Origin of the sequence: Streptomyces sp. NPDC006335, assembly GCF_040612795.1 — a bacterium.
In the GTDB taxonomy this organism is placed as follows: domain Bacteria; phylum Actinomycetota; class Actinomycetes; order Streptomycetales; family Streptomycetaceae; genus Streptomyces.
Genome location: NZ_JBEXQX010000007.1, coordinates 397,500 through 424,398, shown reverse-complemented (window position 1 = coordinate 424,398; position 26,899 = coordinate 397,500). Strand labels below are relative to the sequence as shown.

At 71.6% G+C, this 26,899-nt stretch carries 20 protein-coding genes and 1 pseudogene; 7 read left to right on the top strand and 14 right to left on the bottom strand.

What is annotated here, in order from left to right; genetic code table 11:
• Positions 1-393 precede the first annotated feature (393 nt).
• Entirely contained in the window at positions 394-1,401 is a 1,008-nt protein-coding gene (locus ABZ098_RS22550; RefSeq protein ID WP_356593753.1) for a stage II sporulation protein M, read from the bottom strand.
• A 130-nt stretch (positions 1,402-1,531) separates the two neighbouring features.
• Between ABZ098_RS22550 and ABZ098_RS22545 the strand changes: the two genes are divergently transcribed.
• Complete coding sequence (locus tag ABZ098_RS22545) at positions 1,532-2,542, top strand: RDD family protein (RefSeq protein WP_356593751.1); 1,011 nt, start codon at positions 1,532-1,534, stop codon at positions 2,540-2,542.
• 62 nt (positions 2,543-2,604) lie between these two features.
• Here ABZ098_RS22545 and ABZ098_RS22540 read toward each other — a convergent pair whose 3' ends face one another.
• Positions 2,605-3,234 carry a hypothetical protein gene (locus ABZ098_RS22540; protein WP_356593749.1) on the bottom strand — a complete coding sequence of 210 codons (630 nt, stop codon included), beginning with the start codon at positions 3,232-3,234 and terminating at the stop codon, positions 2,605-2,607.
• Positions 3,235-3,383: 149 nt separating this feature from the next.
• The gene (gene ahcY / locus ABZ098_RS22535) at positions 3,384-4,841 is read right to left on the bottom strand and encodes an adenosylhomocysteinase (RefSeq protein ID WP_356593747.1); all 1,458 of its coding nucleotides are present in this window, start codon (positions 4,839-4,841) and stop codon (positions 3,384-3,386) included.
• 478 nt (positions 4,842-5,319) lie between these two features.
• Between ahcY and ABZ098_RS22530 the strand changes: the two genes are divergently transcribed.
• Positions 5,320-7,722 carry a fructose-specific PTS transporter subunit EIIC gene (locus tag ABZ098_RS22530; RefSeq protein WP_356593745.1) on the top strand — a complete coding sequence of 801 codons (2,403 nt, stop codon included), beginning with the start codon at positions 5,320-5,322 and terminating at the stop codon, positions 7,720-7,722.
• 61 nt (positions 7,723-7,783) lie between these two features.
• Here ABZ098_RS22530 and ABZ098_RS22525 read toward each other — a convergent pair whose 3' ends face one another.
• The 7 genes and pseudogenes from ABZ098_RS22525 to ABZ098_RS22495 form a co-directional block, all read right to left on the bottom strand.
• A complete protein-coding gene (locus ABZ098_RS22525; protein WP_356593743.1) occupies positions 7,784-8,764 on the bottom strand; it encodes a cation diffusion facilitator family transporter in 981 nt (326 codons plus the stop codon).
• 183 nt (positions 8,765-8,947) lie between these two features.
• Positions 8,948-10,099 carry a mannose-6-phosphate isomerase, class I gene (gene manA, locus ABZ098_RS22520; RefSeq protein ID WP_356593741.1) on the bottom strand — a complete coding sequence of 384 codons (1,152 nt, stop codon included), beginning with the start codon at positions 10,097-10,099 and terminating at the stop codon, positions 8,948-8,950.
• Positions 10,100-10,175: 76 nt separating this feature from the next.
• A complete protein-coding gene (locus ABZ098_RS22515; RefSeq protein WP_356593739.1) occupies positions 10,176-11,303 on the bottom strand; it encodes an SIS domain-containing protein in 1,128 nt (375 codons plus the stop codon).
• Between the two features lie 189 nt (positions 11,304-11,492).
• Complete coding sequence (locus ABZ098_RS22510; protein WP_020940431.1) at positions 11,493-11,663, bottom strand: Trm112 family protein; 171 nt, start codon at positions 11,661-11,663, stop codon at positions 11,493-11,495.
• 137 nt (positions 11,664-11,800) lie between these two features.
• Complete coding sequence (locus tag ABZ098_RS22505) at positions 11,801-13,168, bottom strand: phosphomannomutase/phosphoglucomutase (protein WP_356593736.1); 1,368 nt, start codon at positions 13,166-13,168, stop codon at positions 11,801-11,803.
• A gap of 94 nt (positions 13,169-13,262) precedes the next feature.
• Positions 13,263-14,068 (bottom strand): annotated as a pseudogene (locus ABZ098_RS22500) (L-lactate permease).
• An 87-nt stretch (positions 14,069-14,155) separates the two neighbouring features.
• The gene (locus tag ABZ098_RS22495) at positions 14,156-14,527 is read right to left on the bottom strand and encodes a DUF3499 domain-containing protein (protein WP_020120748.1); all 372 of its coding nucleotides are present in this window, start codon (positions 14,525-14,527) and stop codon (positions 14,156-14,158) included.
• Positions 14,528-14,883: 356 nt separating this feature from the next.
• Here ABZ098_RS22495 and ABZ098_RS22490 point away from each other — a divergent pair, with 356 nt between their 5' ends.
• On the top strand, positions 14,884-15,327 hold the full coding sequence (locus ABZ098_RS22490) for a metallopeptidase family protein (RefSeq protein WP_356593800.1): 444 nt from the start codon (positions 14,884-14,886) through the stop codon (positions 15,325-15,327).
• Positions 15,328-15,360: 33 nt separating this feature from the next.
• Here ABZ098_RS22490 and ABZ098_RS22485 read toward each other — a convergent pair whose 3' ends face one another.
• The 3 genes from ABZ098_RS22485 to ABZ098_RS22475 form a co-directional block, all read right to left on the bottom strand.
• Positions 15,361-16,851 (bottom strand): DUF5719 family protein, encoded by a 1,491-nt coding sequence (locus tag ABZ098_RS22485; RefSeq protein WP_356593734.1) that lies wholly within the window; start codon positions 16,849-16,851, stop codon positions 15,361-15,363.
• Positions 16,848-20,510 carry a glycosyltransferase gene (locus tag ABZ098_RS22480; protein ID WP_356593732.1) on the bottom strand — a complete coding sequence of 1,221 codons (3,663 nt, stop codon included), beginning with the start codon at positions 20,508-20,510 and terminating at the stop codon, positions 16,848-16,850. The genes ABZ098_RS22485 and ABZ098_RS22480 overlap by 4 nt, the downstream gene beginning before the upstream one ends.
• Positions 20,511-20,693: 183 nt before the next feature.
• A complete protein-coding gene (locus ABZ098_RS22475) occupies positions 20,694-20,957 on the bottom strand; it encodes a WhiB family transcriptional regulator (protein ID WP_003990679.1) in 264 nt (87 codons plus the stop codon).
• Positions 20,958-21,672: 715 nt separating this feature from the next.
• Between ABZ098_RS22475 and ABZ098_RS22470 the strand changes: the two genes are divergently transcribed.
• From ABZ098_RS22470 to ABZ098_RS22455, 4 genes are all read left to right on the top strand, one after another.
• On the top strand, positions 21,673-22,182 hold the full coding sequence (locus ABZ098_RS22470; protein WP_356593730.1) for a cysteine dioxygenase family protein: 510 nt from the start codon (positions 21,673-21,675) through the stop codon (positions 22,180-22,182).
• A gap of 34 nt (positions 22,183-22,216) precedes the next feature.
• Positions 22,217-23,176, top strand: coding sequence for a 2-phospho-L-lactate transferase (cofD, locus tag ABZ098_RS22465; RefSeq protein WP_356593728.1), 960 nt, complete (start codon positions 22,217-22,219; stop codon positions 23,174-23,176).
• The gene (locus ABZ098_RS22460) at positions 23,173-24,483 is read left to right on the top strand and encodes a coenzyme F420-0:L-glutamate ligase (protein WP_356593726.1); all 1,311 of its coding nucleotides are present in this window, start codon (positions 23,173-23,175) and stop codon (positions 24,481-24,483) included. Before cofD ends, ABZ098_RS22460 begins: the two co-directional genes overlap by 4 nt.
• 97 nt (positions 24,484-24,580) lie before the next feature.
• A complete protein-coding gene (locus tag ABZ098_RS22455; RefSeq protein ID WP_356593724.1) occupies positions 24,581-25,588 on the top strand; it encodes a DNA-3-methyladenine glycosylase 2 family protein in 1,008 nt (335 codons plus the stop codon).
• A gap of 156 nt (positions 25,589-25,744) precedes the next feature.
• Here ABZ098_RS22455 and ABZ098_RS22450 read toward each other — a convergent pair whose 3' ends face one another.
• A complete protein-coding gene (locus ABZ098_RS22450; protein ID WP_356593722.1) occupies positions 25,745-26,827 on the bottom strand; it encodes an NDP-sugar synthase in 1,083 nt (360 codons plus the stop codon).
• Positions 26,828-26,899: the final 72 nt, after the last annotated feature.

Here is a 26,899-nt window from a genome sequence, read left to right as displayed (position 1 = left end):
TGAGTTCTCAAGGAACGGACGCTTCCTTTGTACTCACCCTCTCGGGCTTTCCTCCGGGCTTTTCCCTTCGATCTTGCGTTTCCGACTCTATCAGACCGTTTCCGGTTCCGATTTCCTCGGTGCTTTCCAGGTTCCCGCTTCCGCGTTTCCCTTTCCGGCGGCTCCGACATTATCAGAAGTTTCAGGCCGGTCTGACCGGCCATCCGTTTCCGATTCATCGGGAAGAGGCTTCTTTGAAATCAAGATTTCCAGAAGCAGACAGACACTTACCGCTGCCGAGCGGGGTGAACCCGGCTCCAGGCAACTGTTCGAATCTACCTCCCCGCATCGGCCGTGTCAACGGCTCCCGTGGGGCGAAGAAGACACTAGCAGCTCTGTACGGTCACCTGCACATCAGGCGGCGGTGGGGACACCGGCGCTGCGCTCGGCTGCTTCCACGTCGCCCGTGTCCCCCGCACGCGCCGCCCGTCCGCCCAGGACGAAGACGTAGGCGAGGAAGGTCAGCTCGGCGAGGATCCCGATGGCTATGCGGGCCCAGGTGGGCAGGCCCGAGGGTGTGACGAAGCCTTCTATGGCGCCGGAGACGAAGAGGACCAGGGCGAGGCCTATCGCCATGCCGACGGCCGCTCGGCCCTCCTCGGCCAGGGCGGTGCGTCGGGAGCGGGGGCCCGGGTCGATCAGGGTCCAACCGAGGCGCAGGCCCGTGCCGGCGGCGACGAAGACCGCGGTCAGTTCGAGCAGGCCGTGCGGGAGGACGAGGCCGAGGAAGGTGTCGAGGCGGCCGGCCGAGGACATCAGGCCGACTCCTATACCGAGGTTGAGCATGTTCTGGAACAGGATCCAGAGGACCGGCAGGCCCAGAAAGATTCCCAGGACCAGGCATGTGGCGGCGGCCTGCGCATTGTTCGTCCACACCTGAGCGGCGAAGGACGCGGCGGGATGGCTCGAGTAGTACGTCTCGTACTGGCCGCCTGGGCGGGTGAGGTCGCGCAGTTCGCTGGGGGCCGCGATGGAGGACTGCACCTCGGGGTGGGTGCCGATCCACCAGCCCAGGAGGGCTGCGACGACGGTGGACAGGAGCGCGGTGGGCACCCACCAGTGGCGTGATCGGTAGACGGCCGCTGGGAAGCCGTACGCGAGGAAGCGGGTGACATCGCGCCAAGAAGCGCGGCGGGTTCCTGTGACGGCACTACGCGCGCGTGCCACGAGTTGGCTGAGTCGGCCGGTGAGCTGTGGGTCGGGGGCGCTGGACTGGATCAGGGAGAGGTGAGTGGCCGTGCGCTGGTAGAGGGCGACGAGTTCGTCCGTCTCGGCGCCGTTGAGGCGGCGCTGGCGCCGCAGCAGGGCGTCGAGGCGGTCCCACTCGGCTCGGTGGGCGGTGACGAAGACGTCGAGGTCCATCGGTTTGCCTGCTCCTCGGCTGATCGGCGGCGGCCCGTCGTGGATGTCAGCTTGTCGTACTGCGACGCGATGCGCCCTCAGCTTGGCAGACTGGCTGTTCACGAGGCAGGTCAGGGGAAGGGCGGCGGACGTGAGTGAGCTGGTGACGGGCGAGGCGGTGGAGCTGGAGTTGCGCCCTGCGAGGCTGCCCAGCAGGGCGTTGGCCGTGCTGATCGACCTGGTCGTGGCCGTGGTCGTGTACATCGCCGTGACCATCGCGGTGGTGGCCGCTGCCGCTTCTCTTGACGACGCGGCCCAGATGGCGCTGTCGATCGCCGCGTTCCTGCTCGTGCTGGTGGGCGGGCCGATCGCGGTCGAGACGCTGAGCCACGGGCGGTCGCTGGGGAAGCTCGCCGTGGGGCTTCGCGTGGTGCGGGACGACGGCGGGCCCATCCGGTTCCGGCATGCGCTGGTGCGGGGTGCGATCGGTGTGGTCGAGATCCTGATGACGTTCGGGGTGGTGGCCTGTATCGCCTCGCTCGTCTCGGCGCGTGGGCGTCGGCTCGGTGACGTGTTCGCGGGGACGCTGGTCGTACGGGAGCGGATTCCCGTGGCGCCCAGCGGATTCGTGCCGCCGCCACCGCCCTGGCTGGCCGGCCGGTTCTCCGAGCTCGATCTGTCCGCGGTTCCCGATGGCCTGTGGCTTGGTATCCGTCAGTACCTGACGCGGATGCACCAGCTCGATCCGCAGGTCGGTTGGGCGATGGCGGAGCGTCTGGCGTCCGATCTCGCTGCGCGTACGGGCGCTCCGGCGCCGCGGGATGTGCCGCCGGGCGCGTATCTGGCGGCGGTGGTGCAGGAGCGGCAGGCTCGCGAGTCCCGGCGGGCCTTCGGCAGCGGTGCTGCGGGGGCCGGGACGTTTCCTGCCGTGGTGCCCGGCCCTGCGGCGGTCGGGATGCAGAGTGGGTACCCGCATCCGGGGGTTCGGCCCACCGGTCCGGTCTCTCCTCAGCCGCCTGTCTCGTACGGCGTCGAGGCGGCTCCGGCTCCGGCTCCTGTCGTGGAACGTCCTGGCGTACCGGCCGGGGAGTCCTCCGGGGGACCTGCGCCCACCGTGCGGTCGGAGGGCGGGCCCACTTCCGGGTTCGTGCCGCCGGCGTGATCCCGAAGGTGCCCGCGGCCTCGCTGATGTCGGGTGCCGGAGCGGGCTTCCGCTGAGGGCCGTCAGCCGGGCGGTGTTTCAGGGAACCTCGACGGCGGTGATTCGAGGTCCTCCAGCTCGATCCCGGGGGCCGCGAGGACCACGTCGCCGGCGATGTGCACGGTGTGCTGCTCGCCCGTGTCCAGGGCTGTGACCTGGTATTCCTCCACGGTCAGCGGGCCGTTGTCAGTGGCGTGTGCTTCTCTTTTCAGCAAGGTCCAGGACTGGTCCACGGTGCGCGGGGCGAGGACGGGGTCCGTGAAGGCCACGAGGCGTACGCGGGTTGCTGATGCGGAGGGGGTGAGGCGCAGGAGACGAGTGGTGGCGACGAGGAACGCGGGGGATGTGCCGGTGAAGGCGTGGGCGGGGACGTTGCCTTCCGTGGCGTGGGTCCCGGTGGGGTCCGTGCGGACCCAGGTGACGCCGTCGAGCGCTGCGCCGCGTACCTGCCAGCTCGCGGCGTGCAGTTCGAGGCGGATGGGGCGGCCGAGTTCGTCGAGGGTGAGGTCGACCGAGCCGCTGTGGTCGCCCGCGGGGGTGGTCAGTTGAGAGACGTAGCGCCAGCCGGACGGGCCGGGGGCGCACTGAAAGTGTTCTTCCGCGAGGGGGGTGTGATCGTGCGGATCGTGGAGCGAATAACGGCCGCGGGGCATGGGTGTCCTGGGTTCTGACGGGCTGTCCGGCCTGAAGGTCACACGGCGAGGGAGCAAGAGAGCAGAAGGGTCACTGGGCCAAAGGGGCAGGCCCCCGACACGGGGGTGCGGGGGCCTGCCTCTGAGGGACTACTGCTGTGCCGTACGGCTCAGTAGCGGTAGTGGTCCGGCTTGTACGGGCCGTCGACCTCGACGCCGATGTACGCCGCCTGCTCCGGGCGCAGCTGGGTCAGCTTCACACCGAGCGCGTCCAGGTGGAGGCGGGCGACCTTCTCGTCGAGGTGCTTGGGCAGCACGTAGACGTCGGTCGGGTACTCGTCGGGCTTGGTGAACAGCTCGATCTGGGCCAGGGTCTGGTCCGCGAAGGAGTTGGACATCACGAACGACGGGTGACCGGTCGCGTTGCCCAGGTTCAGCAGGCGGCCCTCGGACAGGACGATGATCACCTTGCCGTCGGGGAACGTCCAGGTGTGGACCTGCGGCTTGACCTCGTCCTTGACGATGCCGGGAATCGCGGCGAGGCCGGCCATGTCGATCTCGTTGTCGAAGTGACCGATGTTGCCGACGATCGCCTGGTGCTTCATCTTGGCCATGTCCGAGGCCATGATGATGTCCTTGTTGCCGGTCGTGGTGACGAAGATGTCGGCCTTGTCGACGACCTCGTCCAGCGTCGTGACCTGGTAGCCGTCCATCGCCGCCTGCAGGGCGCAGATCGGGTCGATCTCGGTGACGATGACACGGGCACCCTGACCGCGCAGGGACTCCGCGCAGCCCTTGCCGACGTCGCCGTAGCCGCAGACGACCGCGGTCTTGCCGCCGATGAGGACGTCGGTGGCCCGGTTGATGCCGTCGATCAGGGAGTGACGGCAGCCGTACTTGTTGTCGAACTTCGACTTGGTGACGGCGTCGTTCACGTTGATCGCCGGGAACAGGAGGGTGCCGTCACGGTGCATCTCGTACAGACGGTGGACGCCGGTCGTGGTCTCCTCGGTCACGCCGCGGATCTCCGAGGCGAGCTGGGTCCACTTCTGGGAGCCGTCGGTGATGGTGCGGTTCAGGAGCTCCAGGACGACCCGGGCCTCCTCGTTCTCGGCGGTGTCGACCGAGGGGACCTTGCCGGCCTTCTCGTACTCGACGCCCTTGTGGACCAGGAGGGTGGCGTCACCGCCGTCGTCCAGGATCATGTTCGGGCCGCCGGTGGGGGTGTTCGGCCAGGTCAGCGCCTGCTCCGTGCACCACCAGTACTCCTCCAGGGTCTCGCCCTTCCAGGCGAAGACCGGGACGCCCTGGGGGTTGTCGACGGTGCCGTTCGGGCCGACGGCGATGGCGGCGGCCGCGTGGTCCTGGGTGGAGAAGATGTTGCAGGACGCCCAGCGGACCTCGGCGCCCAGGGCGACGAGGGTCTCGATGAGGACGGCGGTCTGCACGGTCATGTGCAGGGAGCCGGTGACGCGGGCGCCGGCGAGCGGCTGCGCCTCGGCGTACTCCTTGCGGATCGCCATCAGGCCGGGCATCTCGTGCTCGGCGAGGGTGATCTCCTTGCGGCCGAACTCGGCCAGGGAGAGGTCGGCGACCTTGAAGTCCTGCCGGTTGTCGACAGTCGTCATTACGAGCTGCTCCTCGGGGTTGGGGCGAGGTGGGTACGGCTGGTCTGCGCGGCGGCGGACACAGGGGTGCCCGAAGAGGACACAGGCATGCCCGGTGCGCGCAGCGCAGTCCGTCGGAGGCCCTCTCTCCCTCGGTCGGTCCGCGGTGGGACCGCCCGACCGCCATCAGCAGCGACGTCTGGCTCCGTCCCAAGCTACACCGGTCGGGCGGGGCACCCCAGTCCGCCTCCGAACACATCAGGCCGATCAGGGGTGACCGGCGGGGTGCTGTCAGTTGTCCTGGCAGGGTGCCCCGACGGCGGTGACAACAGACCTACGCACTTCGGAACAGGCGGCAAAGACCAGGTCGTGCGGGGACTTTTGCTCGTCGGGCGGCCGGGGCAGGTGAGGGAGGATGCGAGGCGATCGGGACAGACGGTCGATCTCGCGGGGCGTCCGGGACGGCGCTTCCGTGTGACAAAGGCGTGAGGAGATCGACGTGACCAGTCCGGCCGGACCTCCCCCCACGGGCGGCGAAAGAGAGCGGCAGCGGGTTAAGTTGCTGGCGGTGACCGCGTGCCCGACCGGCATCGCGCACACGTACATGGCCGCGGAGAAGCTCGCGCAGGCGGCCGCGAGCCGTGGCATCGACATGAAGGTGGAGACGCAGGGATCGATCGGGGCTGAAAACATCCTTGATGACAACGATGTCAGCACTGCGGACGGCATCATCGTCGCCGCGGACAAGGACGTGGATCTGAGCCGATTCGTGGGCAAGCGAATCCTGACCGTGGGGGTGGCCGAGGGGATCCACCATCCCGAGCGGTTGATCGAGCGGGTGCGATCGGCGCCCGTGCACACGTCGGGCAGCACCCCGGCCGCATCGGCGTCGGCCGGTGGCAAGGAGCGGAGCGTCGGGTACAAGGCGCTGATGAACGGGGTCAGTTACATGATCCCGTTCGTGGTGGTCGGCGGCCTGCTGATCGCGATCTCGCTCTCGCTCGGCGGTCACACCGACCCGTCCGGGGGGCTGGTCATCCCGAAGGACTCCTTCTGGATGGACGTCAACAACATCGGCGTCATCGGCTTCACGCTGATGGTGCCGATCCTGTCCGGGTACATCGCCCATGCCATCGGGGACAGGCCCGCGCTGGTGCCCGGCATGATCGGTGGCTGGATCGCGAACACGGGTTCGCTGTACGACTCGAAGGCGGGCGCCGGGTTCATCGGGGCGATCGTGACCGGGTTCCTCGCCGGATATCTGGTGGTGTGGATCAAGAAGGTCAAGGTCCCGAAGTTCGTGCAGCCGATCATGCCGATCATCGTGATCCCGATCGTGGCGACCACGGTGCTCGGGCTGTTCTTCATCTACGTGATCGGGAAGCCGATCTCCTGGGTGTTCGAGCACCTGACCGACTGGCTCGGCGGGATGACGGGCACGAGTGCGATCCTGCTGGGCGCGATTCTGGGGCTCATGATCGCGTTCGACATGGGCGGCCCGGTCAACAAGACGGCGTTCCTGTTCGGCACGGGGTTGATCGCGACCGGCAACCAGACGGTCATGGGCATGTGTGCGGTGGCGATCCCGGTCATGCCGCTGGGTCAGGGCCTGGCCACGCTGATCCGGAAGCGGCTCTACACCGAGCAGGAGCGGGAGACCGGGCTGGCCGCGCTGTTCATGGGCTGCTTCGGCATCTCCGAGGGCGCGATCCCGTTCGCGGCGGCGCGACCCGCGCAGGTCATCCCGGCCAACATGCTCGGTGGCGCGGTGGCCGGCGCGATCGCCGGTGTCGCCGGGGTCGAGGACGCCGTGCCGCACGGCGGGCCGATCGTTGCGGTGCTGGGTGCGGTGAGCGGGGTGCCGGTGTTCTTCGTGGCCGTGCTGATCGGCACGGCGGTCACCGCGTTGACGACGGTCACGCTGGTCGACATCAGCGAGCGCAGGCGCGAGGGTGGGGCGCCGGTGGGCGGGCCGGGCTTGACTCAACCGGACCTGGGTGAGCCGGGCGTGAGCGAGCCGGCTGCGGCCGGGCCCCTCGAGCCGGCGCTGGTCGGAGTGGGCGCCGGTGCGGCGGCCGGTGGAGCCGCCGCTGCCGTGGCGGCACAGCGGATCGTCACCTCGTCGAGCGCGCCCGACAGGGAGGCGGAACCGGCTGGGGCCCAGGACGTGGGTGCCGACGCCGGTGACGGTGCGGGCGCTGACGCTGACGCCAGGACCGTAGCCGACACGCCCACCGGGACCAATGCCGAGGCCGAAACCGGTACCGATGCCGAGACGAACGCCGATGCCGACACAGACGCCGAGACGGACGCTGAAGCCGACCCCGAGGTCGATGACACCACCAGGTCCAGGACCAACGCCGGATCCGAGCCAGGCACCGCCGCCAAACCCCACGACATCCTCGCGGCCGAAGCCGACGTCGACCCCCCGGCCACACCCGACCGCGAAGTCCTCTCCGGCTACCTCACCGAACAGACCGTGAAGATCGCCCTCGGCGCCCGGAACAAGGAGGCAGCCATACGGGAGATGGCGGAGCTGCTCGCCCGGACCGGCAAGGTGGCGGATGTGGACGAGTTGGTCGCCACCGCCCTGCGGCGGGAGGAGCAGGGGACCACCGGGCTCGGGGAGGAGATCGCGATCCCCCATGCCAAGACGGATGCCGTGTCCGCGCCCGTCGTCGCTTTCGCGCGGTCCGCCGAGGGCGTCGAGTGGGGCTCGCTGGACGGTACGAAGGCCAGGCTGGTCTTCATGATCTCCGTGCCGGAGGCGGCCGCCGGCGACGAGCACCTGCGCATCCTGGCACTGTTGTCGCGGAAGCTGATGGACACCGGGTTCCGGGAGCGGCTCATCGCGGCGCCGGACGAGCGGGCCGTACTGGACGTGCTGGGCGAGATCGGGTGAGCGAAGGGCCCGCGCCCCCGGTGCGGGGACGCGGGCCCGTTCAGCCGCTGCGAACCGGTGCTCAGTGCTCGGCGGGATGCGGCGCCGGCCCCCCGGGGGTCGCCTCCCGGTCGGGGCCCTTGGCGGCCTCGGCCTCGCTGTAGATGTCCGGTTCGAGGTAGATGACGCGAGCGATGGGGACGGCCTCGCGGATGCGGGACTCTGCGGCGTTGATCGCCGAGGCGACCTCGCCGGCCGTGTCGTCGTGCTGGACGGCGATCTTGGCGGCGACGAGCAGTTCCTCGGGGCCGAGGTGGAGCGTGCGCATGTGGATGATGCCGGTGACGGTGTCGCCGTCGACGATCGCGGCCTCGATCTTCTGGACCGCCTCGATGCCGGCCGCCTCGCCGAGCAGCAGGGACTTGGTCTCCACCGCCAGGACGAGGGCGATCAGGATGAGCAGGATGCCGATGCAGAGGGTGCCGATGCCGTCCCAGATGCCGTCGCCGGTGAGCAGGGCAAGGCCGACACCGCCGAGGGCGAGGATCAGGCCGACGAGTGCGCCGAAGTCCTCCAGGAGGACGACCGGGAGTTCGGGCGCCTTGGCGCGGCGCACGAACTCCTTCCAGGAGAGGTCGCCGCGCAGCGGGTTGGACTCCTTGATGGCAGTCCGGAAGGAGAAGCCCTCGGCGATGATCGCGAAGACGAGGACGCCCACCGGCCAGTACCAATGCTCGATCTCGTGCGGGTGCTTGATCTTCTCGTAGCCCTCGTAGACGGCGAACATGCCGCCGATCGAGAAGAGCACGATGGAGACCAGGAAGGCGTAGATGTAGCGCTCGCGGCCGTAGCCGAAGGGGTGTTGCGGGGTGGCCTCGCGCTGGGCCTTCTTGCCGCCGAGGAGCAGCAGGAACTGGTTCCCGGAGTCGGCGAGCGAGTGCACGCCCTCGGCGAGCATCGAGGACGAGCCGCTGAACGCGAACGCCACGAACTTCGATGCCGCGATCGCGAGGTTGGCGCCGAGTGCCGCCACGATCGCTTTGGTTCCGCCTGACGCGCTCATCTGGTCGCGTTGTCCCTTCGCCTCAAGTGCCTCTACGCCGTACAGGCCTTTGCCGGTCCTTTGCCGGAGGGCCATTCTTGCAGCCTCCCCCGGCACGGACGTCTCAGCCGTCCACAGGGCCGGTCATACGATCACACGTCTCTGTCCGACGTCTTCGTCGCACGTCTTCGTCGCACATCTCCGTCACACGATCACGGTCGCCCGGAAGACCGTGCCCGTGCCGGACACACCGGCCGTCTCGCCCGCCGGTACGAACACCGACTGGCCGGGGCTCAGTTCGTGTTCCCCGACTCGCACGGAACCTGCCGTGCAGAGCAGGATCTGCGGGGTGGGGCGGGTCAGGTCGTGGGTGGCGGCGCCTTCGGGGAGGACATACCGGGACAGCCGGAACTCGTCGATGGGGGTCTCGTAGACCTCCTCGCCGTCGGGGGACGCCTCGGGGCGGAGCACGCCCGGGTCGGCGGCCTCGAAGCGGACGATGCGCAGCAGCTCGGGGACGTCGACGTGCTTGGGGGTCAGGCCGCAGCGCAGGACGTTGTCCGAGTTGGCCATGATCTCGACGCCGAGGCCGCTGAGGTAGGCGTGCGGGATGCCGGCGCCGAGGAACAGGGCCTCGCCCGGCTGGAGTCGGACGTGGTTGAGGAGCATGGCGGCGATGACGCCCGGGTCGCCCGGGTAGTGGTGGGCGATGTCGGCGTACGGGGCGTGGTCGCCGCCGAGCCGGGCGCAGGCGGCAGCGGCCTCGGTGACCGTGTGGGCCATCTCCGCGCGGTCGGCGGTCAGGACGGCCGTCAGGACCTCGCGCAGGGCCGCCTCCTCGGGGTGGGCGTGCAGGAGGTCGACGTACGGCTTGAGGGAGTCGACGCCGAGCGCGTCGAGCAGTTCGGCCGCGCGCGCGGGTTCGCGGAAGCCGCACAGGCCGTCGAACTCGGTGAGCGCGCAGATCAGTTCGGGCTTGTGGTTGGCGTCCTTGTAGTTGCGGTGGCCCGCGTCCACGGGGATGCCGCGGCGCTCCTCGTCGTCGTAGCCCTCTTTCGCCTGGGCGAGGTCGGGGTGCACCTGGAGGGAGAGCGGGGCGCCCGCGGCGAGGATCTTGAGCAGGAAGGGCAGTCGGGGGCCGAACTTGGCGACGGCCGCCTCGCCCAGCTCACGCGCGGGATCCGCGTCGATGACCTCGACGAGTGTGCCCCGGCCGGTGCGTGAGGGGGCTCCCGGGTGGGCGCCCATCCACATCTCCGCCTGCGGTTCACCGGTCGGCCGGACGCCGAGGAGTTCGGGGATGGCGGTGGTGGAACCCCAGGCGTAGGGGCGGATGGTGTTGTCGAGGCGGTCCATCGGGTTCTTTCTGTCGTACGGCGGTCAGGGCGGCCCTGATGTTCGACGGGTGGTGTTCAGGGCGTCCCGGGCAAGGTCAGGCCCCCGAGGCGAGCGCCAGGTAAACGGCGGCGAAATCCGTGACGGCGATCAGTTCCGCGAGGGTCTCGATCTCGCCCCCGGACTCCGGTTCCAGCTCGCTGATCGGCGTGTCGTGGCTCAGGGCCAGGTCACGGGCGGCCGGGGCGGCGCTGAGACCGCCGATCGGACGGTCGCGGAGGAGCACCACGCGTGCGTGCAGCGCGGGAGGTTCCTCGACGCGGTCGCGGAAGAAGTCGTCGGGGTCGGCGCCGGCGGCCAGCGGTCCGGAGAGCAGCGTGCTGTGCGCGGCGAGGGCCTCGGGCAGTTCGGCGACCACGGACGGGCGGCCGGAGAGCTCGGCGAGGGCCGCGGCGAATCGCCGTCCCGCGGGGCCCGCGGAGGTGCCCTCGGTCCAGATCACGGGGAGCGCGTCGGCGAGTTCCGCGGCGAGGGTCTTGGCCGGGTTGCTGTAGGTCGCGATGGCGGGGCCGCAGCGCTCGGCGATGTGGTCCAGGCGGCCGGCGATCTTCTCGAGGGTGTCGGGCGGGGCGGTGAGCAGGCCGGTGCGGTCGAGGATCGCGAGGAGCGGGGTGAGCAGGGCCCACAGAACGCCGGGGGCGGACGCGGTGAGGGGCGTGTCCTGCTCGTACGGGGCCGTCGCCATGGACACGAACAGGCCGTGGGCGCCCTCGACCGCCTCGGAGAGCGGGGTGTGGGCGGGGGCCACGGCGACGACCGTGCAGCCGCGGCGGTAGGCCTGGTCGGCGAGCAGGGACAGGCCCGGTTCGGTGCCGTCGGGGGTGGCGATCAGGAGCAGGTCGACCGATCCCGCCCAGCCGGGGAGTTCCCAGCGCAGGGCGCCCGCGGCGGGGGCGACGCCGGTGGGTGCGAGGCGGGTGACGGGGCTGCCGGCGCCGGCGAGTGTGCCGAGGAGGTCGGCCACGTGGGTGGCGGCGGCGCCGGGGCCCGCGATGAGGACCGCGCGGGGGCGGCCGTCGGGTTTGAGGTCGTTCACCCCGGCCTCGGCGGCGTGCCGGGCCGCTGTGCGGACGCGGGCGCCGGCCTCGGCGGCGCCGCGGAGCAGGCCTCGGCGGTCAGCCTGCGAGAGGGCATCGGGGGTGTCGAGCAGCGATTCGTCGAGCATGGGGCGGCAGCCTCCGATCGCCGGGTCTCCGGGACGCCGGATGCTTCGGCGGGTCTCCGGGACGCCGGATTGTCGCTTCGCCGGGCCGTCGGTCGCGCGCGTCCGGGACACCGGTGGTCGCTGGGGGTCGCTGTGTCGTTGTCGCCTGCGGCGGCCGGGGCGCCGTTCCGCCTACGGCTGCGGGGGCGCTTACGCGGGGCGGCGGGCCTCGTCGACGAGGAGGACGGGGATGCCGTCGCGGACGGGGTACGCCAGGCCGCAGTCCTGGCCGGTGCAGATCAGCTCGGCGTCCTGCTCCTTGAGGGGGGCGTGGCAGGCCGGGCAGGCGAGGATCTCCAGGAGGCCGGCTTCGAGCGGCATGGGGGTTCCCTTCGGGGCGGATACGGCTGCTTGTGCGGATGTGCCTGGTCAGGGTACCGCCGGGGAGAGTTGGGCGCCGGGGTTGGGGCGAGGTCGGGATACCTCGCCCCCGACGGGATACCTCGCCCCCCACAGGGTCAGGCCCTGATGATCGCCAGTACCTCGTCCCGCACCTTCGCCATCGTCGCCTCGTCCCTCGCCTCCGCGTTCAGGCGCAGGAGCGGTTCGGTGTTGGAGGGGCGGACGTTGAACCACCAGTCGGAGGTGGTGATGGTGAGGCCGTCGAGTTCGTCGAGCCGTACGCCCTCCTGGCCCTCGTAGGCCGCTCTGATCGCCGCCAGGCGGTCCGTCTGGTCGGCGACCGTGGAGTTGATCTCGCCGGAGCCGACGTAACGGTCGTACTGGGCCACCAGGGACGACAGGGGGCCTTCCTGGCCGCCCAGCGCGGCCAGGACGTGCAGGGCCGCCAGCATGCCCGTGTCGGCGTTCCAGAAGTCCTTGAAGTAGTAGTGCGCGGAGTGCTCGCCGCCGAAGATCGCGCCGGTCCTGGCCATCTCGGCCTTGATGAAGGAGTGGCCCACGCGGGTGCGTACCGGTGTGCCGCCGTTCTCCTCGACGACCTCCGGGACCGACCAGGAGGTGATCAGGTTGTGGATGACCGTGCCCTTGCCGCCGTGCTTGGCGAGCTCCCTGGAGGCCACGAGGGCGGTGATGGCGGACGGGGAGACCGGGTCGCCGTGCTCGTCGACGACGAAGCAGCGGTCGGCGTCGCCGTCGAAGGCGATGCCGAGGTCGGCCCCCTCCTCGCGGACGCGCTGCTGGAGGTCGACGATGTTGGCCGGGTCGAGGGGGTTGGCCTCGTGGTTCGGGAAGGTGCCGTCCAGTTCGAAGTACATCGGGACGGTGTCCAGGGGCAGTCCTGCGAAGACGGTCGGGACGGTGTGGCCGCCCATGCCGTTGCCCGCGTCGACGACGACCTTCAGGGGGCGGACGGCGGTCAGGTCGACGAGGGAGAGCAGGTGGGCCGCGTAGTCCTCCAGCGTGTCCCGCCGAGTGATCGTGCCCGTCGAGGCCGCAGGCTTGGGGGCGCCCGTCTCACTCCACCGCTCGACCAGTTCACGGATCTCGGCGAGGCCGGTGTCCTGGCCGACCGGGGCCGCGCCCGCGCGGCACATCTTTATGCCGTTGTACCGGGCGGGATTGTGGGAGGCGGTGAACATTGCGCCCGGGAGGTCCAGCGCGCCGGAGGCGTAGTAGAGCTGGTCGGTCGAGCACAGGCCGATCTCGGTGACGTCCACGCCGAGGGCGGCCGCCCCGCGCGCGAAGGCCCGCGACAGGGCGGGGGACGTGGGCCGCATGTCGTGGCCCGTCACGATGGCGCTCGCCCCGGTCACCTGGACGAAGGCGGCGCCGAAGAGCTCGGCCAGGGTCTCGTCCCACTGGTCGGGTACGACTCCGCGCACGTCGTACGCCTTCACGAGCTGTGACAGATCAGCCACGGCCAACCCTTCTGAAGTCCTGTCGGGCACCACAAACTACCCGTAGGCACTGACAGCGCGTAGTGCGGGAGCCGAGCGGACGCTCAGCCGTCGTGTGAGGTCAGGGCAGCATCCGGTCCAGTCGGGGTGAGCTCTGCTCGACCACGATCGGGCACATCACCAGCAGCAGTCCGAGGCTCCGGGGCGGCACCTTGGGCGGCAGGTCCCCTAGCGGCCCGCGAGCCCGACGGCCGCGCAGGCGAGGGTGAGGTTCTGCGGCGAGGTCATCTTGCCGACGGCTGAGGCAGGACTTCACTGCCTCGTCGAGGTCGTCGCTGCGCGCGCAGGTCAGCACGGACGGTCGTAGGGCCTCGTCGATCGGCACGCACGCGCGTGGCACAGCGACAAGGGCGCGCCCGCATGGGCCGAGGCGGCACCGATGTCGGCCGGTTGGCTAAGACGTGGTCGGAGGCCGCGAACTGAACGACGGCGAAGGCGATTCCGCAGGCCAGCGCGGGCAGCCAGGTCTCGCGCGGGCTCCGTCCGCCGTCGACCGGGAACACCAGCACCAGCGGCACCACGGGGCCCGGCAAAGGCGTCTGACGACCCACCACGGACGTCACCCCGTCCAGCGGCAGCCGAGTGACCTGAGCGAGTGTCACCACCGGTGTGCCCATGGCGCCGGAGGCGACCGGCGTGGTGTCGGCCACCAGCTCCACAGGCTGGGGAACAGGCCGACACAGCCCCCTGGGCGGCACTGGAGACGATCTGGCCCAGCGGCATGCCCTGAGGGAGCCGAGCGACCGGAGCGGCCGCCAGAAGGCCTGTGGGGCTCGCCAGGCCCGCCTTCACCCGGACGCCACCGGCAGGACGAGGACGATCACGAGAGGCAGCGCCGACGAGGGCGGACAGCCCGGGAGATGCCACACAGGAAGCGGTTTCTCGCTTCGCCCGGCGGAGTGGTCCGCGTCCAGGCACCGTCGACGGACGGGCGTCCCCGACTGGAAGATCAGGTCAGTTGTCGGGAGAGCGCAGCACCCGGAGATGGCCGCGGCGCGCGACCTCCATCGGGTCGGCCCGCCGGGCTCCGCCGGCCTCGGCGGCACGCTCCTGCGGACGGGCCGCCTCACGCACGGCGTTGGCAAGCGCTTCCAGATCGTCCCCACTGGGCCGGGCCGGAGCCGAGCCGTCAAGGAGCCGGACGACCTCCCAGCCGCGCGGGGCGGTGAGGCGCTCGGAGTGCTCGGCGCACAGGTCGTAGCAGTGGGGTTCGGCGTAGGTGGCGAGCGGGCCGAGGACCGCGGTCGAGTCGGCGTAGACGTACGTCAGCGTCGCGACGGCGGGACGGCCGCAAGCGGTGCGCGAACAGCGACGTACAGGGCTCACGACGTTGGACGGTACCGCACTCTTGAGCGGGCCGCGACGACTCTCCCCCAGGTCACCCCACCGTGTCGTGCTGTGAAACGCCCCACACGCCACTCCGGTCGCACCGCCATGACCTGCGCGGACACCCGTTTTCGAGGACCCGAACGGACCGCGGCGCGGTCACCACCTGGTACAAACCCCGTCAATTGCCCAGGGATCGACGGTCTCGGAGAGATACGGAATCGAGCCCAACCTTGGCTTGAATGGTCAACCGCCGACATGCCGTACGAAGCGGCCGTACGTCGTTTCGGACCGTGTCCGGGGTATGGCGTGGGGGCCGGGCGCGGGAGTGCGGCGAGGATTACCCTTCACCAGTGATGGACAACCCCGTACCGCCCCGCGCCACCGGCCCCGGGCCCCGCCGCCGTGATCGCCACGGACGAGGCATGCGCGGCCCGATCGCCCCGCCGCAGGTGCCGCTCGCCGCGAGCCGGGCCGAGGCGTTCGCGGACCTGGTGCAGGACTCCGTGGAGCGCCTGGAGCGGCGCTGGCCGCAGCTCGCCGACATCGATTTCCTGGTCCTGGAGGTGCCCCGGCTGGACGGGCAGTCCTGGAACGACGAGGCGGTGCCGCTCGGCGGGACGATTCCCGCGCGTGAGGGGCGCCCCGCGCGCGTGGTCGTCTACCGGCGTCCGGTGGAGATCCGCAGCAAGGGGCGCGACGAGCGGGCGGCGCTGGTGCACGAGATCGTCGTGGAGCAGGTGGCCGAGCTGCTGGGGCTCACTCCCGAGACGGTCGATCCGCGGTACGGCGAGGACTGAACCGCCCGCGGATCGTTCCGGGCTCGTCCCGGGCTACTTCTGGAGCACCGACAGATCCTGGTCCGCCTCCGGCACCGCGACCATGCCCCGGTCGTCCGGGAGGGTCTGGATCGTGAAGCCCGGGACGCCTTCCTCCGTCACAGCCAGGGTGCGGGCGCCGTAGACCGGGCCTCCCGAGACGTGCTCCACCGTGAGGGCGTACGTGCCCTTGAGGCCGGTCGGGGTCGGGGCCGCCACGTTCTGTGTGGTGCCCGCCTTGAGGGTGAACGTCTTCGAGACGGCCTCGCCGCCCTCGCTGCCCGCCGAGGCCGTGACCTTGACGGTGGCCGCGCGCGTGGGGGCGGTCAGGGAGAGCGTGGTGCCCTTGGCGCTGTTGTCGGCGACCGTCGCGCGCGTGCCGAGCGGACGCGTGGCCGGGATGAACGCCGTCTCCTGGTCGTCGCCCTTGCCGCGGACGACCCGCAGCGCGGCGACCACCGGCACGGAGGTGTCGGTGGGGGTCAGCACCAGCGAACCGGCCTCCCCGCGCGTGACGTCACCGAGGTCGGCGGAGGTCGTCATGCCCGCCTTCACGTGCAGCGTCTCGTTCCCGGCGGGGGTGATCAGGCCGGACGGGGACGCGAGCTGCACCTTCAGGTCGGCGTCGGAGTCGCTGGGCGTGAAGGCGATCAGGCGGACGGCGGTGGCGTCCTTCGGGATGCCGGGCAGCACCAGGCTGCCGGACGGGTCCGTGGAGGCGGCCAGCCAGTCGCCGCCGAGCTTGTCGTCCAGCGCCTGCACGGCCGCGCCCACGCGCCCGCTGCGGACGTTCACATGGACGGTGAGGTTCTCCTGCTTCTCCTCGGTGAGCGTGGACAGCAGGATCGGGTCGCTGGAGTGCGGCGCGACGGTGATGCCCTCCCCCAGCGTGGAGTCGAGGGCGCCGTCCTTGCCGTAGAGCTCGATGTCGACGACGGCGGCGGAGTCGTCGGGGTTGGTCAGGTGGACGTAGTCGGTGCGATCGGCGGCCGTGCTCACGCCCGGGAACCAGAACTCGGTGTCGGGGGCGGAGCAGTTGACGCCCTGCAGCCCGCGTCCGGAGCCGGCGGCGACCTCCGTGGTCTCCTGGACGGTCCAGCCGGGCGCGAACTTCCCCTCGGCGGTGCCGACGAGAGCCGGTGCGTCGCCGCCGGAGGTGTCACCGGTGGCGGGCTTGCCGGGCTCCTGGGGTTCGAGGACCGGCTTGCCGGGCTTCTTGCCCTTCCCCTTGCTCTTGCTCTTGCCGTCCGACTCCTCGGCGGCCGCCTGGAGTTCGGCCGTGCCCCCGCTGCCCGCGTCCTTGGTGACGGGCGTGAAGGACGTGTACGACGTCTCCGCTATGTCGGAGGTGCTGGGCGAGGGGCACAGCAGGCTGGTGCGCTCCACGGGCAGCTCGGCGGCCGTCCTGGCGGTGTCGGCGGCCCGCGGTGAGCTGAGCGTGGCGAACCCGGTGACGGCGGCGAGCGCCGCGGTGCCGGCGATGAGGGACACGGTGGTGCGGTTCACTGCTGACTCCCGTCGGGGCGCTCACTGCCGGGGGCACCCGGATGCTGCCGCGCCGGGTCGTACGCGGGGTCGTAGCCCTGGTCGTACTGCTGCTGCTCGTACTGGCCGCCGTACGTCTGGTCGTACGACGGCTGCTGGTTCTGCCCGCCGTAGGCGTACGGGTCGTACTGGCCGCCCTGGTAGGGCTCCGCCTGGTACGGCTGCTGGTCGTAGCCGCCCGCCGGGTACTGCTGGGCGTGCTGGTACTGGTCGTCCGTGTAGCCGCCGTACTCGGCGTTCGCGTGGCTCGGGGCGTCCCAGTCGCCGTAGGACTGCTGCTGCGGGACCTCGGCGGGGGCCTGCTGGGGAGGGGCGGGGAAGTCCTCGGGGCCGGCGGTCTCCTCGGCCTCGGCCTGGGCGCGCAGCCGGCGGGCGCGGCGGCCCTCGCCCGCCACGGCCTGGGCGGGGACGGCCGGTTCCTCGGGGAGGTCGTCGTCGACGTCGCGGCGGCGGCCGGGCAGGGCCATCACCACGAGGACGACGGCGAGGGAGCCCTGGATCCACAGCCACAGGGTGTGGGTGAAGGGGTCGTCGAAGGTGACGTCCAGCTTGCCGCCGGAGGAGGGCAGTTCGAAGCCCTGGGCCCAGCCGTCGACGGTGGTGCGGGTCAGCGGCTCGCCGTCCAGGGTGGCCGTCCAGCCCTCGTCGGCGGTGTCGGCGAGGCGCAGGATCCGGCCGTCGGCGCCGGACGGGATCGTGGTGTGGATGTCGACGGGGCCCGCGGCGACAGGTGTCGCGGTGCCGGACCCGGACTTGGCGACGATCGTCGCGCGCGCGACCTCCTGGTCGACCCGCCACAGTCCGCTGCCGTCCTGCTGGCTGAGCCGGGTCAGGCCGGGGGTGGCGTCCAGCACGCGCGTGACCTGGCGAGGGGCGCCCTGGTGGACGAGGACGTAGCGCACGGCGAAACCGCCGAGCTGGTCCGCCTGGTCGGCGCCGGAGCCCGCGACGAGGTTGGCGACGACCTTGTCCAACCTGCCGTTCTCCCCGTCGGCCGCGGCGAGTTCGGCGTCGCCGAGTCGGGCGCCGGAACCACGCACCAGCATGTAGCCGACGTGGGCGGTTGAGTCGCTGTCGAGGACGAGGGTGCGGGCCTGGTCGCGGGTGCCGCTCTCCTCGGCGACGAACGCGGGCACCTGCACGGGGTCGCGGCGCTCCAGCGGTCCGTCGGCGCCGCCGATCATCCAGCCGGCGGCGACGAGCAGCGGGCCCGCGGCCGAGGCGAAGGCGATCAGCGCGGCGACCGGCTGGCGCCAGCCGAAGCTCTGCTCCGCCACGCGCGCGCGTGCCCCGTCGGCGCCGAGCAGGGCCGCGGCGAGCAGGGCGAGACCGTAGACGAGGGTGGCGGGGCCGGCCCAGGTCGATTCGTTGGACAGGACCGCGAAGACGAGGCCGACCAGGGCGACCGCCCAGGCCGTCCAGATGCCGAACTGCCGCTCGGTGCGCAGCAGGGCGGCCAGCGCGGCCAGCACCACGCCGATGAGCATCAGCCCTTCGACGGTGCCGGGGCCGCCGGGGCTCGCGCCGAGCAGGTCCAGGGCGGAGGCGGCCGAGGAGCCGTACTCCAGGCCCGCCTGCTCGAAGAAGCCGAACGGGAGCAGCGTCAGCGACCAGGGCGCGAGGACCAGCAGGGGGGTGCCGAACTGGGCCAGGAAGCGCAGGCCGTAGGCGGTGATGTCGGTGCGGCGCACCACCAGCAGGCCGATGCCGATGATCAGCGTGATCGGCCAGATGATCGGCGTGAAGGCGGTGGTGATCGTGAGCAGGAGGGCGAACGCCCAGGTGGCGCGCCAACTGCCCCGCGCGCCCGTGCTGTTCGTCAGCCCGGCGGCCGCGACGCCCGCGCGCGCGATGAGCGGCAGCAGGACGGCGAGGACGGCGGTGCCGACCCGGCCGCCGGCGAGGGCACCGGTGGCGGCGGGCAGGAAGGCGTAGACGACGGCCGCCCACGCGCGCAGGAGGCGGGACTCGACGAGCGGGCGGGAGGCGAAGTAGGCCGTGCAGCCGGCCAGCGGCACCGAGCAGACGAGCAGGATGGTCAGCGCGAGGCCGGTCGAGCCGAACAGCAGGGAGGACAGCGCGGCGATGATCGCCAGGTAGGGCGGCGCGGACGGGGTGCCGCCGGCGCCCACCGCGTGCCACGCGTCCGCGTAGCGCGACCACAGCTCGCTCGCGTCGGCGGGGGCGGGCAGCAGGGCGCCGCCCGCGAGCGCGCCGCCGCCCAAAAGGTTGCGGCAGGCGACCAGGGCGACCAGCAGCAGCACCAGGAAGAGCACGGGGCCCGGCTTGCGAGCGATGCGCTTGAGGCGGGCGAACTGCTCGATCTCCAGGAACTCCGCGTCGTCGCCGCCGGGTCCGGACTCGATGCCGCCGCCGTGGCGGCCCGCCGTGGAGACCTCGGCGTCGGAGCCGCCGAAGAGGTTGCCGGCGACCTGCTCCACGGTGGCCCGCACGGTCGCGCCGGGCGGCGGGAAGAGCGGTCTGAGCTCGTCCTTGTCGACGGCCGGCTTGCCGCGCCTGCCCCGCCCGGCGATGATCCGCTCGGGCCGCAGCAGGGTGCCGAGGAGCCCGCGGATCTCGTCGAGGGCCTGTCCGGGGACCTTGCCGACGAGATAGGCGACGGTCCGCAGCAGGGTGCCCAGGACCAGGCGCACCAGCACCCAGGGGAGCGCGGCGGTCCGGGCGTTGACGAGCAGGGTGTAGGCGGCGCCGGCCTTGTCGACCTTGTGCGGGGAGGCGGTGGTGCGGCCCGCGCAGTCGACGGTGCGGCGCTCGCGGGAGGCCGCCTCGGCGTGGCGTACGACGGCTTCGGGGGCGATGAGGACGCGGTGGCCGGCGGCCTGGGCGCGCCAGCACAGGTCGACGTCGTCCCGCATGAGAGGCAGGTGCCGGTCGAAGCCGCCGAGCCGCTCGAAGACGTCGCGGCGGATCAGCATGCCGGCGGTGGACACCGACAGCACGGACCGGACGTGGTCGTGCTGGCCCTGGTCCTGTTCGCGACGGTCCAGGCCCGTCCAGCGGCGGCCGGAGTTGGCGATGGAGACGCCGACCTCCAGGAGCTGCCGCTTGTCGTACCAGCCGCGGAGCTTGGGGCCCACGACGGCGACGTCGTCGCGGCCGAGCTCCAGTTCGTTCTCCACGACGCGCAGCAGCTCGGCGAGGGCGTCGGGTTCGGGGGCGCAGTCGTCGTGCAGCAGCCACAGCCACTGGACCGGTTCGCCGTGCGGCAACTCCGGCAGGTCGTAGGCGTCGTCGCGCCACGTGCGCGTGACCGGGTCCCAGCCGCTCGGCCGCTTCAGGTACGGCAGCTCGTCCGGGGTGAGGACCGGGGCGGTGCGGATCGCCTCCTCGACGGCCTGGCCGAAGCCGGTGCGCCGGGCCAGGTGCAGGACCCGGTCGGCGCCGAGGGCCTCGGTGACCAGCCGGGCGGAGTCGTCAGCGCTGCCGGTGTCGGCGGCCATGGCGAACTGCACGGGGCGCTCCTGGCCGAGCAGCCCGGCGAGCGCGTCGGGCAGCCAGCGGGCGCCGTCGTGGGAGACGAGCACCGCGGTCACCACGTGACGCGGGAACTCAGGGGTGGCAGCGTGGTCTTGGGCTGCCGTGTGGCTGTGCACGGACATCGAGGTACGGGCCCCGGTTCGGTGGACTGCGGTGGACGCCTGTGCCCTGAGGGGGCGGCGAGGCGTCTCGGACGAGCGCCCACACTATCGGCTGGGCAAGACGGCGTCCCGCCGCCTGTGGACAACTCAGGTGCGACGGGCCGTGCGGTTGCGTACGAGAAGTGCGGTGAGGCCTGCCTCGGGTCAGACGGCGGCCTTCTTCAGTCGGCGGCGTTCGCGTTCCGACAGGCCGCCCCAGATGCCGAAGCGCTCGTCGTTGGCGAGGGCGTACTCGAGGCACTCGGAGCGGACCTCGCAGGAGAGGCAGACCTTCTTGGCCTCGCGGGTGGAGCCGCCCTTCTCGGGAAAGAAGGACTCGGGGTCGGTCTGGGCGCACAGCGCGCGCTCCTGCCAGCCGAGTTCCTCGTCCGCGTCGTCGACCAGCAGTTGCTGCACCAGCTCGGTCATGTGCGCCCCTCGTCTGTCTTCGCGTCCCCGTGTGACGGCCGTTACCGATTTCGGCTGAACGACACGAGTGAAATTACAAGTGTGCTGCTCCGGGCGAGTCAAGCCGAGATCTGCTATTGGGCCCCTTATTCACTCTGCGGAACCAAGGCCTTGCTGAAAGTGTTCAAATCGGCATAAACCTTGACAAGCAGACGAGACCCGAAAGGGCCGCCGAGCCGCGCCAGGCCTTTCGGACCTGTACGGGGAAGGACGCCCGTCAGTTCGAACTCGTTCCGTACGCGCGCGTGGAAGTCGTGCGGAGTCCTAGCGACGTCGCGCGGCCCCTGCGCCCGGTTGTGCGCACCATGTGTCCCGGTCACCGCCTGCACAAACCTTTCACCTTGGAGATGGACCGGATGAGGTGAAACTTGTCCCACTTCGAGGGTGTCGAGTTGACAGTGAAGGTGTGAGCCGCTGTCCTTGTGGGCATGCTCGCGAACTTGGCACTCACCTCGACCCGCACGGCCGGGTCCCACGGTGCTGCCCGCGCTCGCTGTAGCTGTTGTTGCTGTTCCAGCTGTTGAGCCCATCGCGCTCCGGCTGCTCCTGAGTCCACCGTGACTCGGCTGCCAGTGCCCCGCCCGCACCTGGGCATTCCTGTCCTCCCGCGATCCGGGCGGACGGTACGCGACACCCAGCCAGCCCCCCACTCTTCGCCGAGGACCCACCGCACCCCATGAACAGCGACAACGACCTCCAGATCGCCGGCGACCTCCTCGAGGTCCCGCACCTCCTCCAAGCCCCCCGCGAGCACCCGGCCACCGTCGCCGAGTTCGCCGGACTGGCCCGCACCATCGCCGCCGACCGCTCGCAGTGGGCGCACCTCGTCCAGTACGACGCGACCAGCCGCTGGTACCACCGGCTGCGCACCGGGCCCGGCTACGAGGTGTGGCTGCTGTCCTGGGTGCCCGGTCAGGGCAGCGGGCTGCACGACCACGGCCGCTCCTCCGGCGTCCTCACCGTCCTGGAGGGCACGCTGACCGAGCGGACCGAGCGGGGCACGCGCGCGCTGGGCGCCGGGTCCCAGCGGGTGTTCGCGCCGGGGTACGTGCACGAGGTCGTCAACGACGCGCTGGAGCCGGCGGTGAGCCTGCACGTCTACTACCCGGGCCTGACCGAGATGCCCATGCACACTGCCTGCACCGCCCGCGAGGCCTACGACGAGGTCGACGCCGTAACCGCATGACGCGTTGTCGTAGCCGCCTGCAAGACTGGCTTCCATGCGAATCGTGGTTCTGGCAGGCGGCATCGGCGGTGCCCGTTTCCTGCGTGGTCTGAAGCAGGCCGCGCCGGACGCGGACATCACGGTCATCGGCAACACCGGGGACGACATCCACCTCTTCGGGCTGAAGGTCTGCCCGGACCTCGACACGGTGATGTACACGCTCGGCGGCGGCATCAACGAGGAACAGGGCTGGGGGCGGGCCGACGAGACCTTCCACCTCAAGGAGGAGCTCGCGGCGTACGGCGTCGGGCCCGAGTGGTTCGGGCTCGGGGACCGGGACTTCGCCACCCACATCGTGCGGACGCAGATGATCGGCGCCGGGTATCCGCTGAGCGCGGTGACCGAGGCGCTGTGCGACCGGTGGAAGCCGGGGGTGCGGCTGATCCCGATGACCGACGACCGGGTCGAGACGCATGTCGCGGTCGAGATCGACGGCGAGCGCAAGGCCGTGCACTTCCAGGAGTACTGGGTGCGGCTGCGGGCCTCCGTGCCCGCCCACGCGGTCGTGCCGGTCGGCGCGGAGCAGGCCAAGCCGGCTCCGGGGGTCCTGGAGGCGATCGCGGAGGCGGACGTCGTGCTCTTCCCGCCGTCCAACCCCGTCGTGTCCGTCGGCACCATCCTGGCCGTGCCCGGGATCCGCGAGGCGATCGCCGAGGCCGGGGTGCCGGTCGTGGGCCTGTCCCCCATCGTCGGGGACGCGCCCGTGCGCGGCATGGCCGACAAGGTCCTCGCGGCGGTGGGCGTCGAGTCCACGGCCGCGGCGGTCGCCGAGCACTACGGCTCGGGGCTCCTGGACGGCTGGCTCGTCGACACCGTGGACGCCGATTCGGTCGGGCGGATCGAGTCGGCCGGCATCCGCTGCCGGGCCGTACCGCTGATGATGACCGATCTCGACGCGACCGCGCGGATGGCCCGTCAGGCGCTGGAGCTGGCGGAGGAGGTGCGCGGAGCTTGAGCGAGACGCCTGCCGACGGCTACCGGGTCTGGGCCGTCCCCGGCCTTCCCGAGGTGCAGCGAGGGGACGACCTCGCCAAGATGATCGCCGCCGCCGAGCCCGGCCTGGTCGACGGGGACGTCCTCCTGGTCACCTCGAAGATCGTGTCCAAGGCGGAGGGACGGGTCGTCGAGGCGGGCGACCGGGAGGCCGCGATCGACGCCGAGACCGTACGGGTCGTGGCGCGGCGCGGGCCGCTCAGGATCGTCGAGAACCGGCAGGGGCTCGTGATGGCCGCAGCCGGGGTGGATGCCTCCAACACCCCTGCGGGGACCGTGCTGTTGCTGCCCGAGGACCCGGACGCGTCCGCGCGGGCGATCCGGGACGGGCTGCGGGACGCTCTTGGGGTCGACGTCGGGGTCGTCGTCACCGACACCTTCGGGCGGCCCTGGCGCGCCGGGCTCACCGATGTCGCGATCGGGGCGGCCGGGGTGCGGGTGCTGGACGATCTGCGGGGCGGGACGGACGCGTACGGCAATCCGCTGAGCGCGACCGTGGTGGCGACGGCCGACGAACTGGCCGCCGCGGGTGATCTCGTCAAGGGCAAGGCCGCCGGGCTGCCCGTCGCGGTGGTGCGCGGGCTGGCGCATGTCGTGGCCGGGGAGCACGGGGAGGGGGCGCGGGCCATCGTGCGCCACGCGCGCGACGACATGTTCCGGCTCGGGACCTCGGAGGCGGTCCGGGAGGCGGTCACCCAGCGGCGTACCGTCCGGGCCTTCACGGACGAGCCCGTCGACCCCGGAGCCGTACGGCGGGCCGTGGCCGCGGCCGTCACCGCGCCGGCGCCGCACCACACCACGCCGTGGCGGTTCGTGCTGCTGGAGTCCGAGGAGGCGCGGACCGGGCTGCTGGACGCCATGCGGGACGCCTGGATCGCCGACCTGCGGCGGGACGGGAAGTCCGAGGAGTCCATAGCCAAGCGGGTGCGGCGGGGTGATGTCCTGCGCAATGCGCCGTATCTCGTCGTGCCCTGTCTGGTGATGGACGGTTCGCACACGTACGGCGATGTGCGCCGGGACGCGGCCGAGCGGGAGATGTTCGTCGTCGCCGCGGGGGCCGGGGTGCAGAACTTCCTCGTCGCGCTGGCCGGGGAGCGGCTGGGGTCGGCGTGGGTGTCGTCCACGATGTTCTGCCGCGATGTGGTGCGCGAGGTGCTGGGGCTGCCGGAGGACTGGGATCCGATGGGGGCCGTGGCGGTGGGGCATCCGGCCGAGGAACCCCGTCCCCGGCCCGGGCGGGACGCGGGGAGCTTCATCGAGGTGCGGTGAGGTGCGCCGGTTTCGTCGAGGTGCGGTGCCGGGCCTCGGCTTGCGCCTAGTCTCGTAGGGCTTCTTCCGGTTTCTCTCGCACCTCAGGACTTCATTCGTGGCAGGACGCTTCACTCCGCGGCCCACGCGTACCACAGTGCGCGGCGGGGAGGTCGTCGTGCCCGCCGCGCGGCGGGAGGCGGCGCGGGTCGAGGCTCCGCTCGTACGGAGGTGGACGCCGCCGTGGCCCGTCGACCTCGGGCTGGTGCTCGGGGCGCTTCGGCGGGGACCGGCGGACCCCACGTTCCGGGCGCTTGCGGACGGGTCCGTGTGGCGGGCCAGTCTGACGCCCGTGGGGCCCGGGACCCTGCGGGTGTGCGTGTACGGCGGTGAGGTGCGCGGCGAGGCGTGGGGGCCCGGGGGTGAGTGGCTGCTCTCGCGGTTGCCGGAGTTGCTCGGGGCCGCGGACGATCCCTCCGCGTTCGTGCCCCGGCACCGGATCGTCGCGCATTCCTGGCATCGGCGGCCGGGGTTGCGGCTGACCCGGACCGGGCTGGTGCTGGAGTCGTTGATCCCGTCCGTGCTGGAGCAGAAGGTCACGACCGACGAGGCGTACCGGGCGTGGCGGTTGCTGGTGCGCAAGTTCGGGGAGCCGGCGCCCGGGCCCGCGGCCGGTGGGCGATTGTGGGTGATGCCGTCGCCCCGGACGTGGGCGTTGATTCCCTCGTGGGAGTGGCACCGGGCCGGCGTGGACAACAAGCGGGCCTCGACGATTCTGCGCTGTGTGCGGGTGGCCGCGCGGCTGGAGGAGGCGGTGGGGATGTCCCCGGCTGCCGCGCAGGCGCGGTTGGAGGTGGTGCCGGGGGTGGGGCCGTGGACCTCCGCGGAGGTGGTGCAGCGCAGTCATGGGGCGGCGGACGCGGTGACCGTGGGGGATCTGCATCTGCCGGGGATCGTGGGGTTCGCGCTCGCGGGGGACCGGGACGCGGACGACGCGGCGATGTTGTCGCTGCTGGAGCCGTATGCGGGGCAGCGGCACCGGGCGGCTCGGTTGATCCTGTTGAGTGGGCGTACGCCTCCCCGGCGGGCGCCGAAGATGACTCGGGGGGACATCGGGCGGTTGTGACGGGGCAGGGGCGCCGTTGGGTTTTTCGCCCCCGCCGCCCCTACCCGTCCCTCCCCCAGAGGGGGGACCCCCACCAGGGGCGGCTGCCCCTGCGACCCCGCTTCGGGGGCTCCGCCCCCGGACCCCCGCTCCTCAAACGCCGGAGGGGCTGAACGCCTACTGGTCCGACGAGAAACGGACCGCCCCCGCCGGGATCCTCGCGTCGCACCAGATCCTCATGCCGTCCAGCAGTTCGTTGTCGGCGCCGATGATCGCGCCGTCGCCGATGACCGTGCCGGTGAGGACCGAGCGTTCGCCCACGCGGGCCCTGGTGCCGATCAGGGAGTCGGTGATCACCGCGCCCGGTTCGATCACGGCACCCGGCAGGATCGTGGAGCCGGAGACGCGCGCGCCCTCCGCGACGTACGCGCCCTCGCCGACCACCGTGCCGTCGGTCAGCTTGGCGTCGGGGGCGACCCGTGCCGTGGGGAGGATCAGGCGGTCGCCGCAGCGGCCGGGGACCGCCGGGGACGGGGCACGGCCGAGGACCAGGTCGGCCGAGCCGCGGACGAAGGCGGCGGGGGTGCCGAGGTCCAGCCAGTACGTCGAGTCGACCATGCCCTGGAGGTGGGCGCCGGCCGCCAGGAGGTCGGGGAAGGTCTCGCGTTCGACCGAGACCGGGCGGCCCTGCGGGATCGTGTCGATGACCGAGCGGCGGAAGACGTACGCCCCCGCGTTGATCTGGTCGGTGACGATCTCCTCGGGGGTCTGGGGTTTCTCCAGGAAGGCGAGGACCCTGCCCGTGTCGTCGGTGGGCACCAGTCCGTAGGCCCGCGGGTCCGTCACCTTGGTGAGGTGGAGGGAGACGTCGGCGCCCGTGGTCTCGTGGGTGCGCACCAGGGCCCTGATGTCCAGGCCCGTCAGGATGTCGCCGTTGAAGATCAGGACCGGGTCGTCGGGGGCGGAGTGCAGTCGGGCGGCCACGTTGCGGATCGCGCCGCCCGTGCCGAGGGGCTCCTCCTCGGTGACGTACTCGAGGTGGAGCCCCAGGGACGAACCGTCGCCGAAGTGCGGTTCGAAGACCTCCGCGAGGTAGCTCGTCGCGAGGACGATGTGGTCGACGCCCGCCGCTCTCGCTCGCGCGAGCTGATGGGTGAGGAAGGGGACGCCGGCCGCTCGGACCATGGGTTTCGGGGTGTGGACCGTGAGGGGTCGCAGCCTCGTGCCCTTGCCGCCGACCAGGAGGATCGCTTCTGTCACCTGTCGTCTCCGCTTCCTGCCGGGACCGGCCCGAACTGTCTTGCGACCGGCCAGTGTATGCAGACCGTTGTG

Bases quoted from the DNA above. Each gene is read 5' to 3' on its own strand.
- ABZ098_RS22550 (WP_356593753.1), bottom strand. From the start codon at position 1,401: ATGGACCTCGACGTCTTCGTCACCGCCCACCGAGCCGAGTGGGACCGC.
- ABZ098_RS22540 (WP_356593749.1), bottom strand. From the start codon at position 3,234: ATGCCCCGCGGCCGTTATTCGCTCCACGATCCGCACGATCACACCCCC.
- ahcY (WP_356593747.1), bottom strand. From the start codon at position 4,841: ATGACGACTGTCGACAACCGGCAGGACTTCAAGGTCGCCGACCTCTCC.
- ABZ098_RS22525 (WP_356593743.1), bottom strand. From the start codon at position 8,764: ATGAGCGCGTCAGGCGGAACCAAAGCGATCGTGGCGGCACTCGGCGCC.
- manA (WP_356593741.1), bottom strand. From the start codon at position 10,099: ATGGACCGCCTCGACAACACCATCCGCCCCTACGCCTGGGGTTCCACC.
- ABZ098_RS22515 (WP_356593739.1), bottom strand. From the start codon at position 11,303: ATGCTCGACGAATCGCTGCTCGACACCCCCGATGCCCTCTCGCAGGCT.
- ABZ098_RS22510 (WP_020940431.1), bottom strand. From the start codon at position 11,663: ATGCCGCTCGAAGCCGGCCTCCTGGAGATCCTCGCCTGCCCGGCCTGC.
- ABZ098_RS22490 (WP_356593800.1), top strand. From the start codon at position 14,884: ATGGACAACCCCGTACCGCCCCGCGCCACCGGCCCCGGGCCCCGCCGC.
- ABZ098_RS22480 (WP_356593732.1), bottom strand. From the start codon at position 20,510: ATGTCCGTGCACAGCCACACGGCAGCCCAAGACCACGCTGCCACCCCT.
- ABZ098_RS22475 (WP_003990679.1), bottom strand. From the start codon at position 20,957: ATGACCGAGCTGGTGCAGCAACTGCTGGTCGACGACGCGGACGAGGAA.
- ABZ098_RS22470 (WP_356593730.1), top strand. From the start codon at position 21,673: ATGAACAGCGACAACGACCTCCAGATCGCCGGCGACCTCCTCGAGGTC.
- cofD (WP_356593728.1), top strand. From the start codon at position 22,217: ATGCGAATCGTGGTTCTGGCAGGCGGCATCGGCGGTGCCCGTTTCCTG.